21 protein-coding genes are annotated in these 19,977 nt (G+C 53.6%); 8 read left to right on the top strand and 13 right to left on the bottom strand.

All coding sequences use genetic code 11. From position 1 onward, the window contains the following. The first annotated feature begins 42 nt into the window (after window positions 1–42). The 3 genes from trxB (at window position 43) to ACP9M6_RS02145 (ending at window position 4,691) form a co-directional block, all read left to right on the top strand. Entirely contained in the window at window positions 43–1,014 is a 972-nt protein-coding gene (gene trxB / locus ACP9M6_RS02155) for a thioredoxin-disulfide reductase (protein WP_427453042.1), read from the top strand. Continuing rightward, window positions 1,015–1,923 (top strand): LysR family transcriptional regulator, encoded by a 909-nt coding sequence (locus tag ACP9M6_RS02150; protein WP_427453040.1) that lies wholly within the window; start codon window positions 1,015–1,017, stop codon window positions 1,921–1,923. 302 nt (window positions 1,924–2,225) lie between these two features. After that, window positions 2,226–4,691 (top strand): response regulator, encoded by a 2,466-nt coding sequence (locus tag ACP9M6_RS02145; protein WP_427453038.1) that lies wholly within the window; start codon window positions 2,226–2,228, stop codon window positions 4,689–4,691. Here the strand turns inward: ACP9M6_RS02145 and ACP9M6_RS02140 are convergent. Continuing rightward, window positions 4,586–5,797, bottom strand: coding sequence for a pyridoxal phosphate-dependent aminotransferase (locus ACP9M6_RS02140; RefSeq protein ID WP_427453036.1), 1,212 nt, complete (start codon window positions 5,795–5,797; stop codon window positions 4,586–4,588). The two genes, ACP9M6_RS02145 and ACP9M6_RS02140, sit on opposite strands and share 106 nt — an antisense overlap. A gap of 59 nt (window positions 5,798–5,856) precedes the next feature. Here ACP9M6_RS02140 and ACP9M6_RS02135 point away from each other — a divergent pair, with 59 nt between their 5' ends. After that, the gene (locus tag ACP9M6_RS02135; protein ID WP_427453035.1) at window positions 5,857–6,756 is read left to right on the top strand and encodes a DMT family transporter; all 900 of its coding nucleotides are present in this window, start codon (window positions 5,857–5,859) and stop codon (window positions 6,754–6,756) included. Window positions 6,757–7,018: 262 nt separating this feature from the next. After that, the gene (locus tag ACP9M6_RS02130; protein WP_427453033.1) at window positions 7,019–8,662 is read left to right on the top strand and encodes a hypothetical protein; all 1,644 of its coding nucleotides are present in this window, start codon (window positions 7,019–7,021) and stop codon (window positions 8,660–8,662) included. Here the strand turns inward: ACP9M6_RS02130 and ACP9M6_RS02125 are convergent. Then, entirely contained in the window at window positions 8,651–9,175 is a 525-nt protein-coding gene (locus ACP9M6_RS02125) for a hypothetical protein (RefSeq protein WP_427453031.1), read from the bottom strand. The two genes, ACP9M6_RS02130 and ACP9M6_RS02125, sit on opposite strands and share 12 nt — an antisense overlap. Before the next feature lie 104 nt (window positions 9,176–9,279). Here ACP9M6_RS02125 and ACP9M6_RS02120 point away from each other — a divergent pair, with 104 nt between their 5' ends. Continuing rightward, window positions 9,280–10,809, top strand: coding sequence for an FMN-binding glutamate synthase family protein (locus ACP9M6_RS02120; protein ID WP_427454739.1), 1,530 nt, complete (start codon window positions 9,280–9,282; stop codon window positions 10,807–10,809). 3 nt (window positions 10,810–10,812) lie between these two features. Beyond that, entirely contained in the window at window positions 10,813–11,130 is a 318-nt protein-coding gene (locus ACP9M6_RS02115; protein WP_427453029.1) for a hypothetical protein, read from the top strand. A 135-nt stretch (window positions 11,131–11,265) separates the two neighbouring features. On the opposite strand, the gene lptB is transcribed toward ACP9M6_RS02115, so the two are convergent. From lptB to ACP9M6_RS02095, 4 genes are all read right to left on the bottom strand, one after another. Continuing rightward, window positions 11,266–12,039, bottom strand: coding sequence for an LPS export ABC transporter ATP-binding protein (lptB, locus tag ACP9M6_RS02110; RefSeq protein ID WP_427454738.1), 774 nt, complete (start codon window positions 12,037–12,039; stop codon window positions 11,266–11,268). An 11-nt stretch (window positions 12,040–12,050) separates the two neighbouring features. Beyond that, window positions 12,051–12,584 (bottom strand): LptA/OstA family protein, encoded by a 534-nt coding sequence (locus ACP9M6_RS02105; protein ID WP_427453027.1) that lies wholly within the window; start codon window positions 12,582–12,584, stop codon window positions 12,051–12,053. A 9-nt stretch (window positions 12,585–12,593) separates the two neighbouring features. Further along, window positions 12,594–13,709 (bottom strand): LPS export ABC transporter periplasmic protein LptC, encoded by a 1,116-nt coding sequence (gene lptC, locus ACP9M6_RS02100; RefSeq protein ID WP_427453026.1) that lies wholly within the window; start codon window positions 13,707–13,709, stop codon window positions 12,594–12,596. A gap of 70 nt (window positions 13,710–13,779) precedes the next feature. After that, window positions 13,780–14,409, bottom strand: a complete 630-nt coding sequence (locus ACP9M6_RS02095) for a ribonuclease D (protein ID WP_427453024.1) — start codon at window positions 14,407–14,409, stop codon at window positions 13,780–13,782. Window positions 14,410–14,515: 106 nt separating this feature from the next. On the opposite strand from ACP9M6_RS02095, the gene ACP9M6_RS02090 reads away from it, so the two are divergent. Continuing rightward, a complete protein-coding gene (locus ACP9M6_RS02090) occupies window positions 14,516–15,574 on the top strand; it encodes a bifunctional transcriptional activator/DNA repair enzyme AdaA (RefSeq protein ID WP_427453022.1) in 1,059 nt (352 codons plus the stop codon). Here the strand turns inward: ACP9M6_RS02090 and gspM are convergent. Genes gspM through gspG form a run of 7 tightly spaced genes read right to left on the bottom strand, consistent with a single transcriptional unit; the run spans window position 15,571 to window position 19,977 of the window. Next, the gene (gspM, locus tag ACP9M6_RS02085; protein ID WP_427453020.1) at window positions 15,571–16,026 is read right to left on the bottom strand and encodes a type II secretion system protein GspM; all 456 of its coding nucleotides are present in this window, start codon (window positions 16,024–16,026) and stop codon (window positions 15,571–15,573) included. The genes ACP9M6_RS02090 and gspM overlap by 4 nt on opposite strands. Then, window positions 16,023–17,081 (bottom strand): type II secretion system protein GspL, encoded by a 1,059-nt coding sequence (gene gspL, locus ACP9M6_RS02080; RefSeq protein WP_427453018.1) that lies wholly within the window; start codon window positions 17,079–17,081, stop codon window positions 16,023–16,025. The genes gspM and gspL overlap by 4 nt, the downstream gene beginning before the upstream one ends. Continuing rightward, a complete protein-coding gene (gspK, locus tag ACP9M6_RS02075; RefSeq protein ID WP_427453017.1) occupies window positions 17,081–18,094 on the bottom strand; it encodes a type II secretion system minor pseudopilin GspK in 1,014 nt (337 codons plus the stop codon). Before gspK ends, gspL begins: the two co-directional genes overlap by 1 nt. Beyond that, window positions 18,091–18,708 carry a type II secretion system protein GspJ gene (locus tag ACP9M6_RS02070; protein ID WP_427453015.1) on the bottom strand — a complete coding sequence of 206 codons (618 nt, stop codon included), beginning with the start codon at window positions 18,706–18,708 and terminating at the stop codon, window positions 18,091–18,093. Before ACP9M6_RS02070 ends, gspK begins: the two co-directional genes overlap by 4 nt. After that, window positions 18,705–19,052: a type II secretion system minor pseudopilin GspI gene (gspI, locus tag ACP9M6_RS02065; protein WP_427453013.1), complete on the bottom strand. Its 348-nt coding sequence runs from the start codon at window positions 19,050–19,052 to the stop codon at window positions 18,705–18,707. The genes ACP9M6_RS02070 and gspI overlap by 4 nt, the downstream gene beginning before the upstream one ends. Further along, window positions 19,049–19,552, bottom strand: coding sequence for a prepilin-type N-terminal cleavage/methylation domain-containing protein (locus tag ACP9M6_RS02060; protein WP_427453011.1), 504 nt, complete (start codon window positions 19,550–19,552; stop codon window positions 19,049–19,051). Before ACP9M6_RS02060 ends, gspI begins: the two co-directional genes overlap by 4 nt. After that, on the bottom strand, window positions 19,543–19,977 hold the full coding sequence (gene gspG / locus ACP9M6_RS02055) for a type II secretion system major pseudopilin GspG (RefSeq protein WP_427453009.1): 435 nt from the start codon (window positions 19,975–19,977) through the stop codon (window positions 19,543–19,545). Before gspG ends, ACP9M6_RS02060 begins: the two co-directional genes overlap by 10 nt.

Raw genomic sequence — 19,977 nt, 5'->3', positions numbered from 1 at the left:
GCCCTACATTACGCTTGAGAAATTCATGAAGGGACATCCAAAATGTCTGAGACTATTCACCATCCTGTTCTCGTTGTCGGTTCCGGCCCTGCCGGATATACGGCGGCTGTCTACGCCGCGCGGGCCATGCTCAAGCCTGGTATTGTTGCGGGGATGCAGCCTGGCGGTCAGTTGACCATTACGACCGATGTTGAGAATTATCCGGGTTTCCCAGAGATTATGGGACCGGACCTCATGGAGAAGTTCAAGGAACATGCGCTGAAATTCGGTACGGCCTTTCACGAAGACCTGATCGTGGATGTGGATTTCACCGTCCGTCCCTTCGTCCTCAAAGGCGATAGCGGTACGATCTATACCGCCGATTCCGTCATTATTGCGACGGGTGCGCAGGCCAAATGGTTGGGCTTGCCGAGCGAAGATAAATTCCAGGGCTTTGGGGTTTCCGCTTGCGCCACTTGCGACGGATTTTTCTATCGCAATAAGGAAGTCTTTGTCGTCGGTGGCGGGAATACGGCTGTCGAAGAGGCGCTTTATCTCTCCAATCTCGCGTCCAAGGTTACACTCATACACCGCCGCGATAGTTTGCGGGCGGAAAAGATCTTGCAGCAGCGTTTGTTCAACAAAGACAATGTCGAAGTGCTTTGGGATACGGAGTTGGATGAAATTTTGGGTGATGACATGCCGCTCGGTGTGACGGGTGTACGTTTGAAATCTTCCAAAACGGGCGAGACATTTGAACGTGACACGCATGGTGTCTTTATCGCCATAGGTCACAAACCTGCGACGGAAGTCTTCAAAGGCCACGTTGCAATGAATATGGGCGGCTATATCACAACCGCTCCGGATAGTACGGCGACGGATATTCCCGGTGTCTTTGCTGCCGGTGATGTGTCGGATGAAGTCTGGCGTCAGGCCGTTACCGCTGCGGGTCTTGGCTGTATGGGCGCTTTGGAGGCTGAACGCTTCCTAGCGGAAAAAGAGGCCGCCGAAGCGCAACTGGAAGCGGCCGAATAAGTGCCCCATTCCCTCGATTGGGATAAATTGAAAACATTTCACGCCGCGGCGGCGACAGGTTCACTGACGGCTGCCGCAGATAAATTGCGGATTTCACAATCTGCCGTGTCGCGACAGATTACGGCGCTCGAGGACTATCTCGACATGCCGCTCTTTCACCGTCATGCGCGGGGCCTAACTCTGACGGAACAGGGTCATATTCTGTTCAAGACGGCTGATGATGTGGCGGTTAAGATTGCCCGTGCGCAGAGCAGCGTGATTGATAGTCGTCAAAAACCACAAGGCGTGCTGCGGGTGTCGAGCCCAATTTCCTTAGGATCCAACTGGTTGCCGAGTGTGCTGCCTGAATTTTTAGCGCAATATCCTGATATTGATGTGCAACTCATTCTGGAAGATAGCGAGCATGACCTTTCAGCCTTTGATGTTGATTGCGCTCTTCGCCCGTGGCCGTCGACGCAGGGCGATGTCATCCAACGGAAATTGGGTCAGATCACGCAATCGCTTTATGCCAGCCATCAATATCTTTCCGACCACGGTGCGCCAGTATCAGCGCGGGATTTAGATAATCATCGCATAGTTGCTTTCGGTGATTTAATGCCGAAAAACCTTCAGAGTGCAAATTGGGTTTTGGATGTGGGGCATGATGTGAACGAAACTCCGCGGAAACCGGCTCTCGTCGTCAATAATCTGCATGGTATTATGCGGGCGGCAGAGGCGGGAATCGGCATCGTTGGTATCCCTGATTATATGACCGCACTTTCGCGGCGTCTTGTGCGGATTCTGCCCAGCGTGAGAGGGGATCAGTTTGACTTATTCTTTGTCTATCCTACGGAATTACGGGGGTCTGTGCGGGCGAAAGTCTTCCGTGAATTCCTGACCCAAGTGACCCGCGACTGGCCTAAAAGCTGACGCTGGCCTGAATGGATTGCCAAAAAGCTATGCGTTTATGCATAGCTTACTTGCGTTGGCACGGGTTCTGTCATCGAAATCCATCCCCTATATGATAATCACGAACGCAGCAACGTCCTCCCCTTTTGTCGCTGCGCTTCATACCGCATTCACTCTCCCCGATTGGATAGCGAAGACTTTCACGGCTCCTGCGCTTTGTCGCAGTGAGCCGTTTTTTTTGGCCATTTATTAACCTTGCGCGTTCAAAGTGAAAGAGCGTGCGTGGAAGTCTACAATATTGCTGCGCTGAGAGATGGGTTAAAATGCTGCCAGAAGATAATCAGAAGTCGGACTCCGTTGATGGGGAATATCTCCGTATATTGTCGGAAAACCTTGAATCTGGTGTCAGTATTCTCGATTCAGATATGAACTACCTGTTTCTCTCCTCTTCTGTTTATAAAAATATTAAATGTACGCCGGAAGACCTGAAGGCGGGGGACTCTCTGCAAAAATGTCACGATATTATGTTGGCCAATGGGTTGTTCACGGAAGAAATTCTAAAAAATCAACGTCTTTCCAGTGAAGAACAAATTCTTAAAAATGCGTCCGGACAGGTCGAAACAGCCCGTCTTGTCACGTTAGGAGATGGATCGACACATCGGTTTGTTCGTAAAAACCTCCCTTGCGGGAAAACGGTTTCTATCGCGGATAATGTGTCCGAGCTGGTGGAGAAAGATAAACTCTTTGAGAAATCACTGGCCTTGGGAAATGCAGGTTACTGGTCCCTCGATATTGCGACGAAAACCTACACACTCAGTAAATCCTTACATCGCTATTTCGGGTCGGAGCTCATCGAACAAATTCATCGCAAAGGCATTATATCAGTTGTTCATCCTGATGATCACGAAAAATTCCGGAAAGCACTTGCCTCGGCCTCAAAATCTGGAAACCGGTTTGATGTCACCTCCCGCACGCCATCCCACAAAAAGGATGGGCGCTGGTCAACAACAAGCGGTGAGATTATCCGTGATGTCAGCGGCAAAGCCATTCGTATCGAAGCTTTTGTCAAAGATGTCACCCGCGATAAACGTCAGGCCGCAGAATTGGAAGCGGCCAAGGATGAAGCCATCGCGGCGTCTAAAGCCAAATCTGAATTCCTTGCCAATATGAGCCATGAAATCCGCACGCCGATGAACGGCATTTTGGGAATGGCGGAACTCTTAAGCCACTCAGAAATTTCTGATCGCCAGAGGGATTTCGTGACGGTTATCAATAATTCCGCCTCCGCCCTTCTGACGATTATCAATGATATTTTAGATTTCTCGAAAATCGAAGCCGGTGCCTTTGAAATAGACCCGGTTCCTTTTGACCTTAAATCCTCAATGAATGATGTCACCTCGCTCCTGCGGGCGACCGCGCAGGATAAGGGGTTGGAACTTATCATCAATTATCCGACGGATTTGCCAAAAGGCTTTATCGGCGATGCGGGACGTATCCGTCAGGTTATGACGAATCTCGTTGGGAACGCGATTAAGTTTACCGAAGAGGGCCATATTTGCATTGATGTGGACGTGAAGCGCAGCCGCGATATCGCAGTCTGTACGATTAAAGTCTCAGATACGGGTATCGGTATCCCGCCCGAAAAATTACAACATATTTTTGAAAAATTCACACAGGGTGACGGATCAACGACGCGCGTTTATGGTGGAACCGGTCTCGGCTTGACGATTTCCAAACATATTATCGAAATGATGGGTGGCCGGATGCAAGTCGCCTCAACGCTCGGTCAGGGATCCAGTTTCGGTTTCCGCGTGCCCTTACCGTTGGATCCTGATGCAAAGACTGAACATTTTGACAGGTCACTTGTCGCCCATAAACGGGCGCTTATTATTGATGATATTCAGGTCAATCGTGATCTATTATCCGAGCAATTATCCGCTTGGAATATACAGACAGAGACCGCCATTGATGGTGTAGATGCCCTGACAAGAATAAGAGCGTCGCAAGAAGCCGGGCAGCCTTTTGATTTTCTCATCTTGGACTTCCTCATGCCGGGAATGAATGGGCAGGAATTTGCACAAGTTCTGCATCAAACCTCTACTTTGACTGCACCGCAAATCATCATGCTCTCCTCTTGTGATCAACCGATTAGCACGCCAGCGCTGTCGGCGATCGGTATTGATAGCTACCTCGTGAAACCTGTTAGAGAACGGCGACTTTTTGATACAATTGTGCGTACGCTATCCAATCCGCCTGATCGGGATGAGACAGTGGTCGCTGTGAATGAAGATGTTTTGAACGTGGGACAGACATCGCAGAAACAGGATATTCTTGTCGCGGAAGATTTTGCCCTGAACCGTGATGTTGTGAAACTGATGTTGGGCGACACACTGTTCCAGCCCATTTTTGCCGAAAATGGGAAACAGGCTTTGGACATGTTTACAGCTGAACCTGACAGATTTGATGCTATTATCATGGACGTGTCCATGCCCGAAATGGATGGTTATCAGGCCACACGCCGTATTCGCGAATTTGAACGGGAACAGGGCCGCGAACCCGTTCCAATTATCGCTTTGACGGGGCACGCTCTGAAAAATGATCGTCAGGACTGTATGGATGCCGGGATGGATGATTACCTGACAAAACCGGTCAAACAGGGCGAACTCATTGATGCGCTGGAAAATTATACGGGCAAAGCGGTTGACCTTAAACGCAGCGCCCAAGATTTCCTAACGAATCCGGCAATACGGTCCAGCGCCGCGTCGAGCTCCTCCATAGCAGCGGCATAACTGATACGGATATGGCCCGGCGCGTGAAAGGCACTGCCCGGAACGGTAGCAACGCCTGTCTCTTCCAACAGGTCCAATGCGAAACGCGCATCATCATGGGTGATCGCTGAAATATCGGCAAAGGCATAAAACGCCCCCGGCGGGACGAGGCAGGATACACCGTCTATGGCATTTAGTTTTTTCACGACGTGATCTCTGCGGGACTTATAAGTCGCGCGCCAATCTTGCAGGAAATCTTGTGGGCCGTTTAGAGCGGCCACGGCCGCCCACTGGCTAATGCTAGCGGGATTAGATGTTGTTTGCCCCATATATTTCGCCATAGCCTTTATAAGCCAGTCCGGCCCGCCCGCATATCCAATCCGCCAGCCTGTCATCGCGTAAGCTTTCGACACACCATTCATCGTGAGGGTCCGGGCAAATAAGTCCGGTGCCACTTGCGCCATCGTGGCGAATTCGAATTCGTCATAGACAAGGTGCTCATATATGTCGTCGCAGAGGATCATGACCTGCGGATGAGCCCGTAAAATCCCGGCTAAGGCTTTCAATTCATCTGCTGAATAGGCTGCCCCTGTAGGATTTGACGGGGAGTTGAGCATGAGCCATTTCGTTTTAGGGTTGAGGACTGCCTGTAAAGCATCCGGCGTCAATTTAAATTCGGTCTCAGCGCCGCAGGGAATAACAATCGGTGTCGCCTCACAAAGCCTGACCATATCCGGATAGCTGACCCAGCAGGGGGCAGGAATGATGACCTCATCGCCGGCGCCAATCGTGACGGCGAGGGCATTAAAGATGACGGGCTTCCCACCGGGCGAAACGTTGATTTGCGCGCGTGTGTAGGTCAGTCCGTTATCGCGCTCAAACTTTCGAATAATCGCATCTTTTAACTCCGGAATACCGTCAACCGCTGTGTAGCGTGTTGCACCCGCATTCATAGCATCTGTTGCGGCCCGCCGGATATGTTCAGGTGTATCGAAATCGGGTTCTCCGGCGGAGAGGGAAATCACGTCCCGCCCAGCCGCTTTCATCTTCCGTGCGGTTTGCGTAATCGTCATCGTGGCCGAGGCCCCAATACGCTGAATTCGGTCGGATAATCTTGCGTCACTCATGGAGAGGGCATAGGCGAAGCAGGTGCCTTATGGGAAGGCGCAAATAGGACCCACGCGATATGAGCCTCAAAGAGTTTTCAGTCCTGATGTTGGTCTGCACCATCTGGGGCTTGCATTTTGTCGTGATGAAATTTGCGATGATCGATGTGGGCGTCCCGCCTATTTTCTATGCGGCGTTACGGGTCAGTCTTCTCGCCCTCATCCTTCTGCCTTGGTTACGCTGGCATAAAGGGCAGATGAAATATGTGTTCTTGGGCGGATTGGGCTTCGGCGCTTTCAATTACGCTTTTATGTTCCCCGCCCTGGAATTGACAACGGCGAGTGCGGCGGCTGTCACGATTGAGCTATATATGCCCTTTTCCATTCTCCTCTCAGTTATTTTCCTGAAAGAGCGTTTGGGGTTCTGGCGGGCTCTTGGTGCGGGACTCGCCTTTACGGGCGTCGTCATTATCGGGCTCGGTGCGCCGTCCGAGCAAGCGGGCGAGGGCTTTGCATTGGGCATTGCTTTCATGGCGTGCGCCGCGATGTCGGAGGCAATTGGTGCAATTTCCGTGAAATCGGTCAAGGCAATTTCACCCATGCAGCTCTTGGTCTGGTTCGGGATTGTGGGCTCGACGGTGCTTTGGCCGCTTAGCTTTATCTTGGAAGATAACCAAATGCGGGCTTTTGCCCCAGAGGCGCGTTTGTCTTTTCTATTCTGTTTGGCCTATTCCGTTCTACTCGTCAGTCTCGTCGCCCATGGATCCTATTATTGGCTGTTACAGCGCCTGCCGATTCATGTTGTTGCGCCTTCTGGACTGATGACGACCGTGATCGGCGTTATTGGCGGCACATTGATTTTGCGGGAAGCACTTACGGTAACGTTGCTGCTTGGGGGTGTAGTAACCCTGTTCGGAATTGCACTTATCCTGTGGCGGAACCGAGGTCGAGCCGACCTGGTCATCACAGAGATTTCATAAGGTTGTCACACTCCGGCCATTCTTGATGTGGATATAGTCATCATAAGAAGACTGGTGATGACTATGACACGCGAATTGAGATTTGAAAAAACGGTTCTGATGGGCACGGCCATCATGGCAATCTTCCTGTTTTTGGTACAGGCGCTCTGAAAGAGCCCGCCTTGTATAACTGAAATTTAAGGCCACAGAACGGTCGCACCCCATTGGCCACCCGCTCAAACCGTTTTAGACCACAGTCTGGAGCGAAGAAGATCGGTGCGAATTGGACGTCAGGCGACATAAGGATACGAGCTTTTCGCCCTATCATGATGATGGTGGCTGGATTGATTTTCTAGAGGATGACGCCCAGCGTTTTACGACGAATGCCGCGCTCGTCTTTTTTGTGCATGTCGGTTTGGCGCTTGCGCTGTCGGCTAATTTTATCGTGCCGGATTTGAAACCGCCGCCTGACCCCGAACCGATCACCGTTCAAATCGTCAGCTTTGACCCTGTTGAGCCGGAACCCGAACCGGAACCTGACCCGATCGTCATTGAGCCCGTGCTCACGCCGCCGCCCCCTGCGCCGAAGCCAAAGCCGCGACCTGCGCCGCAACCCGTCCCGGAGCGTCAACCGCCGCAGCCTGAGCCCGAGCCTGAACCGGAACCTGAAATAGAGCCAGAGGTCGTGATAACACCTCCACCACCTGAAATTTTGACCCAGCCTGAACCGGAACCGGAAGCGCTTGAGCCCGTACGTCCTGAGCCCGTACGTCCTGAGCCCGAACTTATCGAGCCCGAGCCTCTCCCAGAGCCTGAAATCGTTGAACCAATTGATCCGGAGCCGATTGTCGAGATTTTTGAACCCTTGCCTGAACCGATTGAGGATCCCATCCGCGAGCCAGAGTTGGAAACTGAGGTCGCGCCGCTTGAGCCGGATTTTGACATTGAAATATTTGACCCGGTTCCTGACCCTGACCCTGAAATTATAGAAGAGCCTCTTCCCCTGATTGAGGACGTGCCCCCGACACCGGGTGTCATAGAGGCCGAACCTCTACCCGAAATTATAGACCCGGAGCCGCTGCCCCCCGAAATTATCATAGAGCCGGAACCAGAAATTACACCTGAACCTGTGGAGCCGACACCTGCAGAGCCGGAGGTGATTGAACCCGACATCATTCCAACAGCGCCAACAGTCCTCGCTTCACCCGACGCGCCCGAAACGCGGGAGCAGGAACGCCGCGCCGTGCCGCAGGAACAATCCGATCCGTTTCTGGACCTCTTGGAACGGGACCGGGAGTCGCAGAAGCCGGAAATTACGCCTCCAAACTTGGGCGGCCCCACAACGGGTGGCGGCAATGAAGGGCCTGTTGGCGGTATTAGTGCGCCGCCGGGTGGGGGAACCCAACGCACGAACCCCAATCCCGGTGCGGGCGGTTGGACACTGGCCCCGCAGGGCCCGGGGACGAGCAAAGCCTATGAAGGGCTCAATCTGGATATGCGCTGTCGCGAGGAAGGCCGCACCCATGCCGATTGTCCTGAATATGTGCGCAAAAACCGGGGTCGCGCCGCCGACGGATCGGAAAGCTTTAACGGCTTTGCGGGAACGGGAACGGATCGCGGGGACCGGATTGAAGACTCGCGCTTTATTCCATCCCGCGGATCTTTGGGATTGCCGATTGGTGATAATTCAGTGAATAGTGGCGGCCCCTCAACATCCTCGCTCGACTTTCAGGATACGAATTTTGACCGCGAATTCCTGGGTAAAGAGCTCTATCAGCTCGAACCGGAAAGAGGTTTGCTGGATGATATTTTTGCGCCCTTGGACCCCGTTAATAATTCGACGGACCCCGTTCTCAACCCTGTACCCGAAGATGGAACGAATGAGGATGAGAAAACGGATTGGTTATTGAAAACACTACCTGAGTAGTGATTCCAGACCTTGCGTGGCCCGTTCCAGAGCGGCCTCGGTTTGAGACTTCTGACGCAGGGCTGCAATCCGTCCCAAATAGGGGAAACCACCCAAAGCGCGTTCAGACTGTATCAGGAATGCGGTTTCGGTCTCGCCTTCATCAATGGCCAAGGTCACCGTCTGCTCGCCCAGCGGTCCAATGGTTCTGACCCTGACATATTCCCCCGACGCAGTTTGCAAAATTTCCAAAGAGCCAAAACGATCCGCTCCCATATTTTCAACTTGCCAAGCGGCCGTTTGGCCGACCCCATCTTCTGCCCCCCCAAAGACCCACTCACTCTCGGGTCCGCCGACGCCGCTCCAATCGGGGTAAGTTGTGAGGTCGGAGATGAGCGTGTAGATATCATCGCCGTCCACCAGCATCATAACGGTTCTATCCACCCGCTGCGTTGCAGGTAAAAAGGCCCCGACGGCGCAGAGTAGAAAAAAAAGGGCGAGGATAAACCCCGTCATGCGAAAGAACCATTTCATATTGAGGCACAGTGTAACGATGACGGTCTGACGATACTATTGAAAATCCGTTGCGACCTGCGGATGAGCCGCGCATAAGGCAGAGAGGAGAGACTGGTATGAATATGCGTTTGATCGTCGCCGATGGTGATATGACCATGATGGAAGAATTCGGTAGCTTTGCGCTCTCGGGCTTAAATCTCTTGGGATCACTCTTTCTGTTTGCAATTGGCGCGCTGGTCGCGATTTGTCTCGTCTTATTCGTTATTGATATCACGCAGACTAAATCCGCCGTGCGCAGAAATTATCCCGTCATCGGCCGGTTCCGCACGCTGTTCACGAAACTCGGCGAATTTTTCCGTCAGTATTTTTTCGCCCAAGACCGCGAGGAGATGCCGTTTAACCGCGCGGAACGTGAATGGGTCGATCATGTATCCGAGAGCGGCAGTGATGTCGTACCTTTCGGGTCCACCAAAGTCCTGTCACCTGGCACCCCGATTTTCGCGAATGGTCTGTTTCCAAAACTGGAAGATGATGAACCACCGGTGCCCGATTTTATCATCGGTCCCGACACGCGTCATCCTTATGCGCCTAAATCTCTCTTCAACATTTCCGCGATGAGCTATGGCAGTCTGTCCAAGCCCGCCATTCAGGCGTTGTCAAAAGGCGCGGCGAAAGCGGGATGTTACCTCAATACGGGGGAGGGCGGCGTCTCGCCCTACCACCTCGAAGGTGGCTGTGATGTCGTCTACCAAATCGGCACGGCCAAATTTGGCGCGCGGAATGAGGATGCGACCCTCAATGAAGACAAACTTAAAAAGATCTGTGAAAACCCACATATCAAAATGGTCGAAATAAAACTGTCCCAAGGAGCAAAACCGGGCAAGGGCGGCATTCTTCCGGCGGGCAAAGTGAATGCGGAAATCGCGGAAATTCGCGGAATTCCTGAAGGTCAGGATGCGATCTCACCCAATCGTCATGTCGATGCGGCCAATGCGGAAGAGTTGCTCGATCTCATCCACCGTGTGCGGGAAGCTTCTGGTCGGCCCACGGGGATCAAAATGTGTATCGGTAATGTGAAACCGATCATCATGTTGATGGACGCGATCAAAGCGCGCGGCCCTGCTTCTGCACCCGATTATATTGTTGTCGATGGTGGTGATGGCGGGACGGGCGCCGCGCCATTACCCCTGATTGATAATACAGGATTGACGGCGCGGGAAAGCCTTCCGTTGATGGATGATCTGCTGACCGAATACGGCTTACGTGACCGCGTGAAACTTGTTGCCTCTGGCAAACTAATTACGGCGGCGGATGTCGCCTGGGCGTTCTGTGCGGGGGCGGATATGATCAATAATGCGCGTGGATTTATGTTTGCGCTGGGCTGTATCCAAGCGCTGAAATGTGATCAGAACACTTGCCCAACAGGGATCACGACCCACAATGCCAGATTACAAAAAGGCCTCGACCCAACAAATAAAGCTGTGCGGGTCGCCAATTATGTGAAGACGATTATCAAAGAAGTTGAAATGATTGCCCATGCCTGCGGTGTGGATGAACCGCGTCAACTTCAGCGCGAACATGTCCTGATTGTACAGGCCAATGGTCGTTCCAAACCGTTTGATCAGGTTTGGGATAAATCACGATATATGTAGGCCGTGATGGTCTGTCGTCGTACAAAAATTCTGGCGGGTATTGCCGCCGTTTTTGCTTTGATCGCAGTAGGATTATTGGCTGAGCTTTGGCAGTTTGAACGTGCGCAAGACCGTGCATTCACGGCCCAAGCCCAAAGTGTCACGGCCTCTGTCAAAACTGACCTCGAGAGTTTGCTAGCGAATATTGAAGTTGCGGCAAGCGAGCTTGGCGAAACCTTCGGCGAAAGAGATTACACGCGCGCCGAAATAGAGAGCATTGTCAGAGATAAATCGCTTTCAATGCCTGAATTGCGCGGCGTCACGGCCTTTTTGAGCATCTGAAATTTCCACATTGTCCTCATCGCTTTTCCGGCCCTGATTGTCGGGCGGCATATCCTGTGAAAGCGATGGAGTTGAGAAGGCTAACTAAAGACAAAAAAGAAAGAGGTATCGCATCATCCTAATCTCGAGAATGAATTAGGCGTATTTTTCGCCTAAATAGACCCGGCGGACATCCGGATTGGCGCGGATTTCCTCAGGTGTGCCTTCGAACAGGGCTTCGCCTTGGAAGAGGATGGAGGCGCGGTCAACAATGTCGAGTGTTTCGCGGACTCTGTGGTCCGTAATCAGAATGCCAATCCCGCGCTTTTTGAGGTAGAGGACGAGATCTGAAATATCTGCAATCGCGATGGGGTCGATGCCTGTAAACGGCTCGTCCAAGAGGATGAAGCTTGGGCGACTGGCCAAAGCACGAGCGATTTCAACGCGACGACGTTCACCACCTGAGAGGGCGAGGGCCGGAGATTTCCGAATATGGCCAATGTTCAATTCGTCCAGCAGGGCGGAGACATTGTCATCCCATTTGCTGCGGTCTTTTTCTGTCAGTTGCACAACGGCTTTGATATTTTCCTCAACCGTTAACCCGCGAAAGATGCTCTGTTCCTGCGGGAGATACCCAACGCCAAGGCGAGCACGTTGATACATGGGTAGTTTTGTGATGTCCTGTCCATCGAGAGAGATTGAGCCGCGATCAGCCTCAATCAGACCCATAATCATGTAGAAACTCGTGGTCTTACCCGCACCATTAGGTCCCATCAAAGCGACGACTTCGCCGCGCTGGACAGTGAGTGTGATATCTTTGACAACGACACGCCCGCGATAGGCTTTACCGATATTATTCGCCGCCAGCCCTGTGGCAGGCGGTGTGAATCCAGAAGTTCCGGAATCTGCCTCCGCGTCCCGTTTCCCCATCCCGATGACCATTAATTCGTCCCTGCTTGGCTTGCATCTGTTGACCGGATGAGGATGGCAACCCGGTCTTGTTTCGCGCATTTGCGGCCCGTGCAGGTGCCTTTCACTTTCGCGTCACGGGTCTCCAGATTATAATCAAGGCGGGTCCCCGTCACGACGCTATCGTCCTGCAACAGGACGACATCACCCGTCACGACGAATGTGTCATTGGCGGCCGTGTAGACGCCGCGCTCACCTCGAACTTCCTGTTCAGGCGTGATGTAGTAAAAATTGCCTGTCGCGACGACGCGATTAATCCGGTCTGTCGAAATCATGCCGCCGCCATTATTACCAGCGGTGTAAATTTCAACTTTATCAGCCAGCAGTCGCACATCGCCTTGGCGGATATCCGCCTGTCCGGTGAGCGTGATGACGCCGTTTTTAGACACTGTATTATCGGAATAGAGAACCGTGTCCGCGGAGGAGTCAGAAGAAAACTGAGCCGCCGCCAAATTGGGAAGCGCTATAAAAGCGAGAAGCGCGAACGCGCCTAGAAAACGTGTCATGGTCAACTCCTAATTCCCCGATCCCGGTATCACGATTTTATTCCGGTCGCCCGCTTTTTGTCCCAAAAATTGGACTTCTTTTGTGCGCGTATCATAGATCAGTTTCTGCGTCTCGACCCGATTGCCGCCCGGTTGAATGACGACGACATTTCCCGTCACTGTCATGATTTTTTTATCACGTTCATAGACGCCGCGATCACCACGAATATCATTGTCTTCCGTGACGTAGTGAAAATTACCTTCTGCTTCAATCCGGCGAATGGCACCGAGTTTCAAGCTGTCATCGGTCGAGCCGGTTTTCCGAATACGGTAAATGTCCATTTCGTCTGATGTCAGGACTGCGCCGTCTTGGACGACTTTCACGTCGCCGCGCAAGTCCGTGCGTGTGCCGTAATAAATGCCTTTATCTGCGACAATATCGATAGGGCCGTCACCCCCAAAACCAAAAATATCATCTTCTTCGGGAGCAGCAGCCTCGTCCTGTTTTATAAGAGCTGTCATCCCGTCTTTAAAAATGAAAGTCTTATAAGAGTCTTCAATGGCATAAGTCTGGCCCGTAACCGTGCCAAACTCACCCTTGCAATCAATCGGTTCGTCGCCCTCAATGCGTTTGTCGCGGTTGAAGATACGGGCGTGGATTGTGTCGCAGATATAGCCGTCATCTGTCTCCAGATTGACATCGGATTGGAGATTCAGGATTTTATCCATATCATTGTAAGATCCCGTTTCCGCCAACACGAAACTGCTCTGCGCCCCTGCATCGCGGATAAACTCCAACACGGGCTTATCCAGCGCAACCGTGTTGCGGTCAGCCTGTCGCCGTGTTGCTGTGTCAGATGTGAGGTAAAATGGCAGGCCGTCACTTGTTCGGCCGGAATAGCGCGGATTGACCATTTTCACCGATTCTGTTGGGTCATCCTCATAGCCTAGGCTCGTACGGTCCGACATGAACTGCCAGATCAAAACGCCAACCAACAAGACCGACACGCCCATCAGGATATAACGCATAACTTTGATACGTTGCGTGTGTGCCCGCGCGGCCTCCAGCGTAAGCGCACGTTTCGGCTCCCAAAGGCCGAGACCTTCGGAGACGCTGCGGTCTGTTATGGTGGCGGAAGAATTCATAGTTGCGAGAGTTATAACGTGCGAACAGTGAAGGTGCGATAGCTAAAGGCTAGCGTGACGCTTTATTAATTTAGTCGGCTCTGCGCATCCGGTGAGAGAAAATATCGACATCGGCCCAGCCTTTCAGGTCGAGCTTGGCGCGGGTCGGCAGAAATTCGAAACAGCCCTGCGCAATCTCCCAACGGTCTTCACGCATGAGACGGGCCGAGAGGATGGTTTTGAGCTGGTGAAGATAGAGCACATCGGACGCCGCATAATTTAGTTGTGCTTCGGTCAGGTTTTCCGCCGCCCAGTCTGACGATTGCTGCTGTTTAGACAGGTCCACACTAATGAGTTCTTTGGTGAGGTCTTTCAGGCCGTGACGATCTGTATAGGTGCGCACAAGACCGGAGGCGATTTTGGTGCAAAAGACGGGCGCAATCGTGACCCCCATATCGCGCATCATCATGGCGACATCGAACCGCGCGAAGTGAAAAATCTTCGTCACATCCGGATTTTCCATCAGGGCTTTGAGGTTCGGGGCGTCATATTTATCCCGGTCCATTTGCACGATATGCGCATCGCCGTCCCCAGCTGAGAGCTGCACAAGGCAGAGCTTGTCGCGAATGAGGGAGAGCCCTTGCGTTTCTGTATCGACGGCAACGCTGCTCCCGAATTCGATATAATCGGGCAAGTCATGTTTATGCAGGTGAACGGTCATAGCGGGGCTTCCGGAAAAATGTTTCCCCTTCATGCCAAATAAGAAAACAAAAGGCCATGCCGGATTTTCGGCGGTCATGGCCTATGTGACGTGTTAGAGCGCAATTATGGATTTGTTCAAACCCACATTACCGATAGGGGCTAACGCTCTATATGCGATCTTTCGCGATGGCGAGCTGACCTATGACGGGCATCTTTATATCGGCGTCAAAACGACGGGTATTTTCTGTCGTCCGGGATGTCCGGCGCGTCTGCCAAACCCTGAGAATTGTGTCTATTGCGAGAGTGTGGCGGAGGCGTTGGAAGCCGGTTTTCGCGCGTGTAAGCGATGTCATCCTGCTGGCGGGAATTACGGCCTCATTCGGCAGCTTATTACATTAATTGAGGAAGAGCCTGATCTGAAACTCACGGGTGATGTCTTGGCGAAGAGAGGCATTGATGCCTCAACCGCACGGCGTCAATTCTTGGACCGTTTCGGCATGAGCTTTGCGGATTACGCACGGGCTAGACGGATGGCGCTGGCCGCCAAGACACTCTCGAAAGGCGGGTCTGTGATCGCGGCGCAATTGGATGCCGGTTTTGACAGTCCCTCCGGTTTCCGTACAGCCTATGCCAAGACATTTGGTGTGGCGCCCGCAAAGGGAAAGCCGGACCCGCTTTATATCGACTGGCTGGAAACCCCGATGGGGCGGATGATTGCGATTGCGGATGAGGCGGCGCTCTACCTGCTGGAATTTACCGACCGCAAGAATATGCGGCGGCAGTTTGACCGTTTGCGGAAAGTGCAAGGCCGTCCCGTCCTGCCGGGGCGGACGGAAACAACCCAAAAGATTGAAGATGAACTGGCAACTTATTTTGCGGGTAAACTATCAGACTTCCAAACACCGCTGGCGACCTCCGGCACGGATTTCCAACGTTCCACGTGGAACGCGCTACAAACCATCCCGCATGGTCAGACCCGCAGCTATGCGCAACTCGCGCAGATGATCGGAAAACCCAAGGCCGTCCGCGCCGTCGCCTCGGCCAATGCAAATAATGGCCTCGCGCTCATCATTCCCTGCCACCGCGTGATCGGTAGCGATGGCGGGTTGGGCGGTTACGCGGGTGGTCTAACTCGCAAACGCGATTTACTGGATTTGGAAGCTGGGTCTTCAGAGAAGACTTAGCTCAAGGGTTTGAGTGTAAACTGCGCATTCAAACTGCCCTGCGGCGTTCGGTTGATCATGACCGTTTGCACATCGACCGTATATCCTGTCGTTAGCGCTTGCATGAGTCCGAAGAGGGGTTGCGTCCCGACATCATCAATCCAGACGGTGACGCTACCATCATTCTGCGGCTGAACGCGGGTCAGGCGGACATCACGTTGGCGGGCGAGATTAATCATAGCCCCGCGTGAAAATTCCGTGCGCGTGGCATCTCCGCCGGACCCGACAGAAAGTCGCGGCTTGGCCCGCAGCCACAATTCACGGTCCAATTGGGCCTCTGCCAAAACGGTGTCTCCATCTGGTCCGGATTCGCGTGTCAGAGCAAACCACGCGGCGAAGATAAATAATAGTCCGGCTAATACCATCAGCAGAACACGCTCGCGGGGTTCGCGGCTGTTGAACCAATTTATCATGACGCGGGCTCCAGGCTGAGCGTTGCCTCGCCGACAAATGTGTCATCTCTTTCGCGCACGCCACCCGTCTGCAACCGCCCGCCGACGTCGGCAATTGCGGCTTCCGCGCGGGCAGCGGCATCGAAACTGGGATAGATAAAGCGCAAAGCAAGCGTGCCGTCCGTCGCATTATAACGCATTTGATCTACGCGGATATCATCGAGGTCTTTCATCCCGGCAAATAAAACGTTGGAGAGATCGAGAAATCCGTCCGCCTGTTGTGGCCAGGATTTTGCGGCCCTCGCCGCGGCGCGACCAGGCGCGTTGGGTGCGGCTTGGCCTGTGACTTCCGTATATTCCGCTGCCGTTTTGGCTTGTAAATTTTCTGCCTGCGCGACTTTAGAACGATCAGACACGCCGCCCCAAATAAAAGCGACTAACGCCGCGCAAGCGGCGAGCGCGCCAAACCGCATCAGCGCGGGTCGTGGTAGAGAGATGTTAGAGCGAGGGCGATAATCACCTTGTAGCAGATTGATCCCCCGTCCTGCTGCAATGCCGTCGGCGAATTGTCGGGCGAGGTCAGTATCCGTCGGCTGCACCAATTCCGCCTCAACCCAGTCCAAATCCAACGCGGACTGTCCCGGCTCGACAGCGCGATCAATGACGAGAATTGCTTGGTCGCCTTCCAGTAAATCATAATCCACATAGGCGGCTTTGGGGCGCAGATTGATGAGACTTACGCCCAGCTGTCCCATAACGTCTTGGTCTATCACGGCGAGGCGGGGCGGTTGGTTGTCTGACAGGGCGAAATGCAGATCATCTGCGCTGGAGGCAATATCATCCTCCCGTGCAAATTTCGCCATTTTCAGCTGCTGTGCCCGCCCGGCCTTGGGCAGTTCCGTTTCAAATATGCGCGCGGTTTGCCCAGGTAGAATAACGTGGAGGTCAGACGCGTCCAATGTACCGAACATCGTTTGCGCGACGCGACGGGTATTATAGCCGTCGCTGGAGGCGCTCGCAAAAATCGCGTCGCCGCTCTCTGTCGCGGGCAATATCAATAGCGTTGGCAGAGCCATTATCGCGCATCCTCTTGAGCGTTCGGGTCTTCGATTTCCGGCCGGAAAGTTTCCCGTCCCCAACCTCGATATGTCAGCACCGGCGCGTCCTTGTCTACCCCATCATAGCGATAAGTGCGAACGCGTTCTGCGGGGCCGACCGTCGTGACGACCTCGACGAAGACGGCTGAGACATCGGTTGTCAATCGGTCGGTCAGCGAGACGCCTTCAAGTTCCAAGGATGCCAGAGATTGCCCCAGCTCTTCGCGATTACCAAAACCTTGGTCGGGCCGCGCTTCCAAAATGCGTTGCGCGGCAGTGGAGGCGTTATCTCCACCGATCGCGGCGGCAAGAATGGCAATGCGTTCCAATTCCAATGTATTCAAATTCACAGCGGGCATTTCGCCCATGCGTCCCGTGCAGACAAAGGGCTGGTAAATATCCCAAAGGTCTTCATCCATGCCGTTTAACGCGCGCATTTCTTCCGGTGCGGTGAGTTTCGTATCCGATGTGCGGTAGGGCGGATTGGCCCGCAGGTAAGTCCCGTCTTCCGCCCCGCCCGCGCGTTGATTTTGGTCGGCGTCAATCCAATCCATGAGGGCGCTGGAAATGACTTCGGCTTGATTTTGCGGGATACCTATATTTTCTGAGAGCGTTTTGAACTCGGCCGGATGCTCTGTGACCTTGCCTTCAAAATCCAAAACCGCATTTAAATTAAAACAATGGCTCGCATCTTTCAGGTGGACCGTGATCACGCCGTCTTCTGTCGGTAGAATGATCGGCTCGTCCTGCCGGATGAGGAGGGACTTCGCGCGGTCATCCAATGCAGCGAAATCATTGGTCAACCAGGCGCGAATGAAATCCTCCGCGCCGCGGCCCTGCCAATCAGCTTGGGCGTAAGCGTTGACGTTGATTGTGCGTTTTACGGCGATGCGGATATCATCCATCAGGGCCACGGTAATCGCTGCCATAACTGACATGATGAGCAGCGTGGTCAGCAGCACCGTGCCGCGCTCTGTATCGGATTTCCTCATTGGCCGATCTCGAACAAGTGAGAGGTTTCCGTCCCGCTCTGGACGAGAGTCAATTTGACAGCGCCTGTGCGGGAGAGGGACGGCGCACGGCCATCATTCGGGATAACCCAGTTCTCAAGCTCAATATAATCGCTCTGCCCGCGCGTGACATAGAACACTTCCGCATTATCAATATTATCCATCAATACCCGCCCGCGCCAACCGTCCAATTGGTCCGGATTTTCATGGGTTAGGGTTTCGCGGATGAATTGATTATTGCGGAAAACATATTGTACGCGTTGAGCCTGTCCGCGTTTTGCACCGACAGGGTTACTTCGTCCCAATCGCGTGAATTGCAGCAATGCGTCCCCATCGGTTGTCAGGAGTGTCCGTTCCATCCCGCCTAACCCGTCGCGAGCGGGGCGCAGGGTCAGGGCGTCCATATCGGCGCGGATAATCGCGCGGAAGGTCGCGATATCGGCGAGCTGTTCAGCGGCGAGGTCGAGCCGGTCTTTTGCGGCAAAAGTCTGGAACATCGCGCCCAATGTGCCCGCGCTGATGATCGCAAAGATGAAGAGCGAGATCAGGACTTCGACGAGGGTGAATCCGTCTTCGGAATTACGGGCGGCGCTCATTCCGGTGCGACCCAAGCGCGGCGCGTGATGAGCGCATCATCCCCGTCCAGCACCGTCATCCGCAATTCAAACAATCCGGCTTGAGGCGTCTCTATGGTGTCCAATCGCCAGTCATAGGTCCGTCCCGCCACCGTCTCTTCGCCACTCTCGGACCGGACTTGGGGGGTGCGCATTCGGGCGAGGACGAGCTGATTATCCGCCACAATTCCGGCATAGGTCTTATCCGTCAGACGGTCCGTGTGCGCGACGGATTGCGCGCCCGCCCGCGACAGGCCGACAATGGCGAGGGAGAAGATCAACAGCGCGGCCAGCACTTCGACAAGGGTGAAGCCAGCCTCTCTCATTCCGCAATCTCCGCGATAATCCGGCCCCGCTCGTCTGGCATGAGAAGAAATGTAGTCTCGCGACCCTCAATTTCCAGCTCAAAATCCGTCACGCCGCCCATTGGATCGAGCGTGATGAGGGGAACTGCGACGATGTCTTTTGATTTGGCGATGATTTTTGCACGGTCTTTGAAGTCAATGATTTCGTCCTCGACTTTGAGATCGACACTGAACACATCGTTCCACTCCGCCTCGACCCGTGTTTCCCATTCGCCGGAATATTCCAGCAGGTCATAACCGTCCGAGTCAATTTCTATGCCGCGGATCCGGCCGTCAATCGCGCTGTCACGTGCGGCGATATTTAATTGCGTTGCAAATTTCTGCATCTCGGCTTTGAACGGGTCTTCCCCGCGCGGCAGGTTCAGCACGACCAATCCCGCCGTCAACCCCAAGACGGCCAGCACGCAGAGAATTTCGACGAGGGTAAACCCCGCTTCGTTATGGGAGGCGCTTACTGCCAATTCCCGATATCCGCGTCTTGACCCTCTCCACCGGGTTCGCCGTCCGCGCCGAGGGAGTAAATATCAATCGGTCCGTTTTCACCGGGATTTCGGTACTCATATGGATTGCCCCATGGGTCCAGTGACATCTTCCGGATATAGCCGCCTTGGCGGTAACGCGCCTCTGAAATCCCGGCAGGCGCCGTTGTCAGGGCCTCAAGCCCTTCCTGTTCGGTCGGGTAATTATTTAAATCCAGCGCGTACATCTCGAGCGCCGTTTCAATCGCGGCGATGTCGCCTTTGGCCTTTTGGACCTGCGCTTTGCCTTGGGCGGGCAAGACGTTCAGCACGACGAATGTCGTCAGCAAACCGATGATGACGAGTGTCACCATGACCTCGACGAGGGTGAACCCGTCCTCATTTGTTTTGTTTTCAGTGTCCGTCAT

The sequence above is a fragment of the Litorimonas sp. WD9-15 genome, assembly GCF_050271975.1.
GTDB lineage: Bacteria > Pseudomonadota > Alphaproteobacteria > Caulobacterales > Maricaulaceae > Litorimonas.
Note: the sequence above shows the minus strand (reverse complement) of the source record. Positions and strands in the feature narration are given on the sequence as shown.

Excerpts from the sequence above, each read along its gene's own strand:
- ACP9M6_RS02145 (WP_427453038.1), top strand. The coding sequence starts at position 2,226 with ATGCTGCCAGAAGATAATCAGAAGTCGGACTCCGTTGATGGGGAATAT.
- gspL (WP_427453018.1), bottom strand. The coding sequence starts at position 17,081 with ATGGCTCTGCCAACGCTATTGATATTGCCCGCGACAGAGAGCGGCGAC.
- gspM (WP_427453020.1), bottom strand. The coding sequence starts at position 16,026 with ATGATAAATTGGTTCAACAGCCGCGAACCCCGCGAGCGTGTTCTGCTG.
- ACP9M6_RS02090 (WP_427453022.1), top strand. The coding sequence starts at position 14,516 with ATGGATTTGTTCAAACCCACATTACCGATAGGGGCTAACGCTCTATAT.
- gspK (WP_427453017.1), bottom strand. The coding sequence starts at position 18,094 with ATGAGGAAATCCGATACAGAGCGCGGCACGGTGCTGCTGACCACGCTG.
- lptB (WP_427454738.1), bottom strand. The coding sequence starts at position 12,039 with ATGGGGAAACGGGACGCGGAGGCAGATTCCGGAACTTCTGGATTCACA.
- ACP9M6_RS02070 (WP_427453015.1), bottom strand. The coding sequence starts at position 18,708 with ATGAGCGCCGCCCGTAATTCCGAAGACGGATTCACCCTCGTCGAAGTC.
- ACP9M6_RS02095 (WP_427453024.1), bottom strand. The coding sequence starts at position 14,409 with ATGACCGTTCACCTGCATAAACATGACTTGCCCGATTATATCGAATTC.
- ACP9M6_RS02120 (WP_427454739.1), top strand. The coding sequence starts at position 9,280 with ATGCGTTTGATCGTCGCCGATGGTGATATGACCATGATGGAAGAATTC.
- ACP9M6_RS02135 (WP_427453035.1), top strand. The coding sequence starts at position 5,857 with ATGAGCCTCAAAGAGTTTTCAGTCCTGATGTTGGTCTGCACCATCTGG.
- ACP9M6_RS02125 (WP_427453031.1), bottom strand. The coding sequence starts at position 9,175 with ATGAAATGGTTCTTTCGCATGACGGGGTTTATCCTCGCCCTTTTTTTT.
- gspI (WP_427453013.1), bottom strand. The coding sequence starts at position 19,052 with ATGAGAGAGGCTGGCTTCACCCTTGTCGAAGTGCTGGCCGCGCTGTTG.
- gspG (WP_427453009.1), bottom strand. The coding sequence starts at position 19,977 with ATGACGGACACTGAAAACAAAACAAATGAGGACGGGTTCACCCTCGTC.
- ACP9M6_RS02105 (WP_427453027.1), bottom strand. The coding sequence starts at position 12,584 with ATGACACGTTTTCTAGGCGCGTTCGCGCTTCTCGCTTTTATAGCGCTT.
- ACP9M6_RS02140 (WP_427453036.1), bottom strand. The coding sequence starts at position 5,797 with ATGAGTGACGCAAGATTATCCGACCGAATTCAGCGTATTGGGGCCTCG.
- lptC (WP_427453026.1), bottom strand. The coding sequence starts at position 13,709 with ATGAATTCTTCCGCCACCATAACAGACCGCAGCGTCTCCGAAGGTCTC.
- trxB (WP_427453042.1), top strand. The coding sequence starts at position 43 with ATGTCTGAGACTATTCACCATCCTGTTCTCGTTGTCGGTTCCGGCCCT.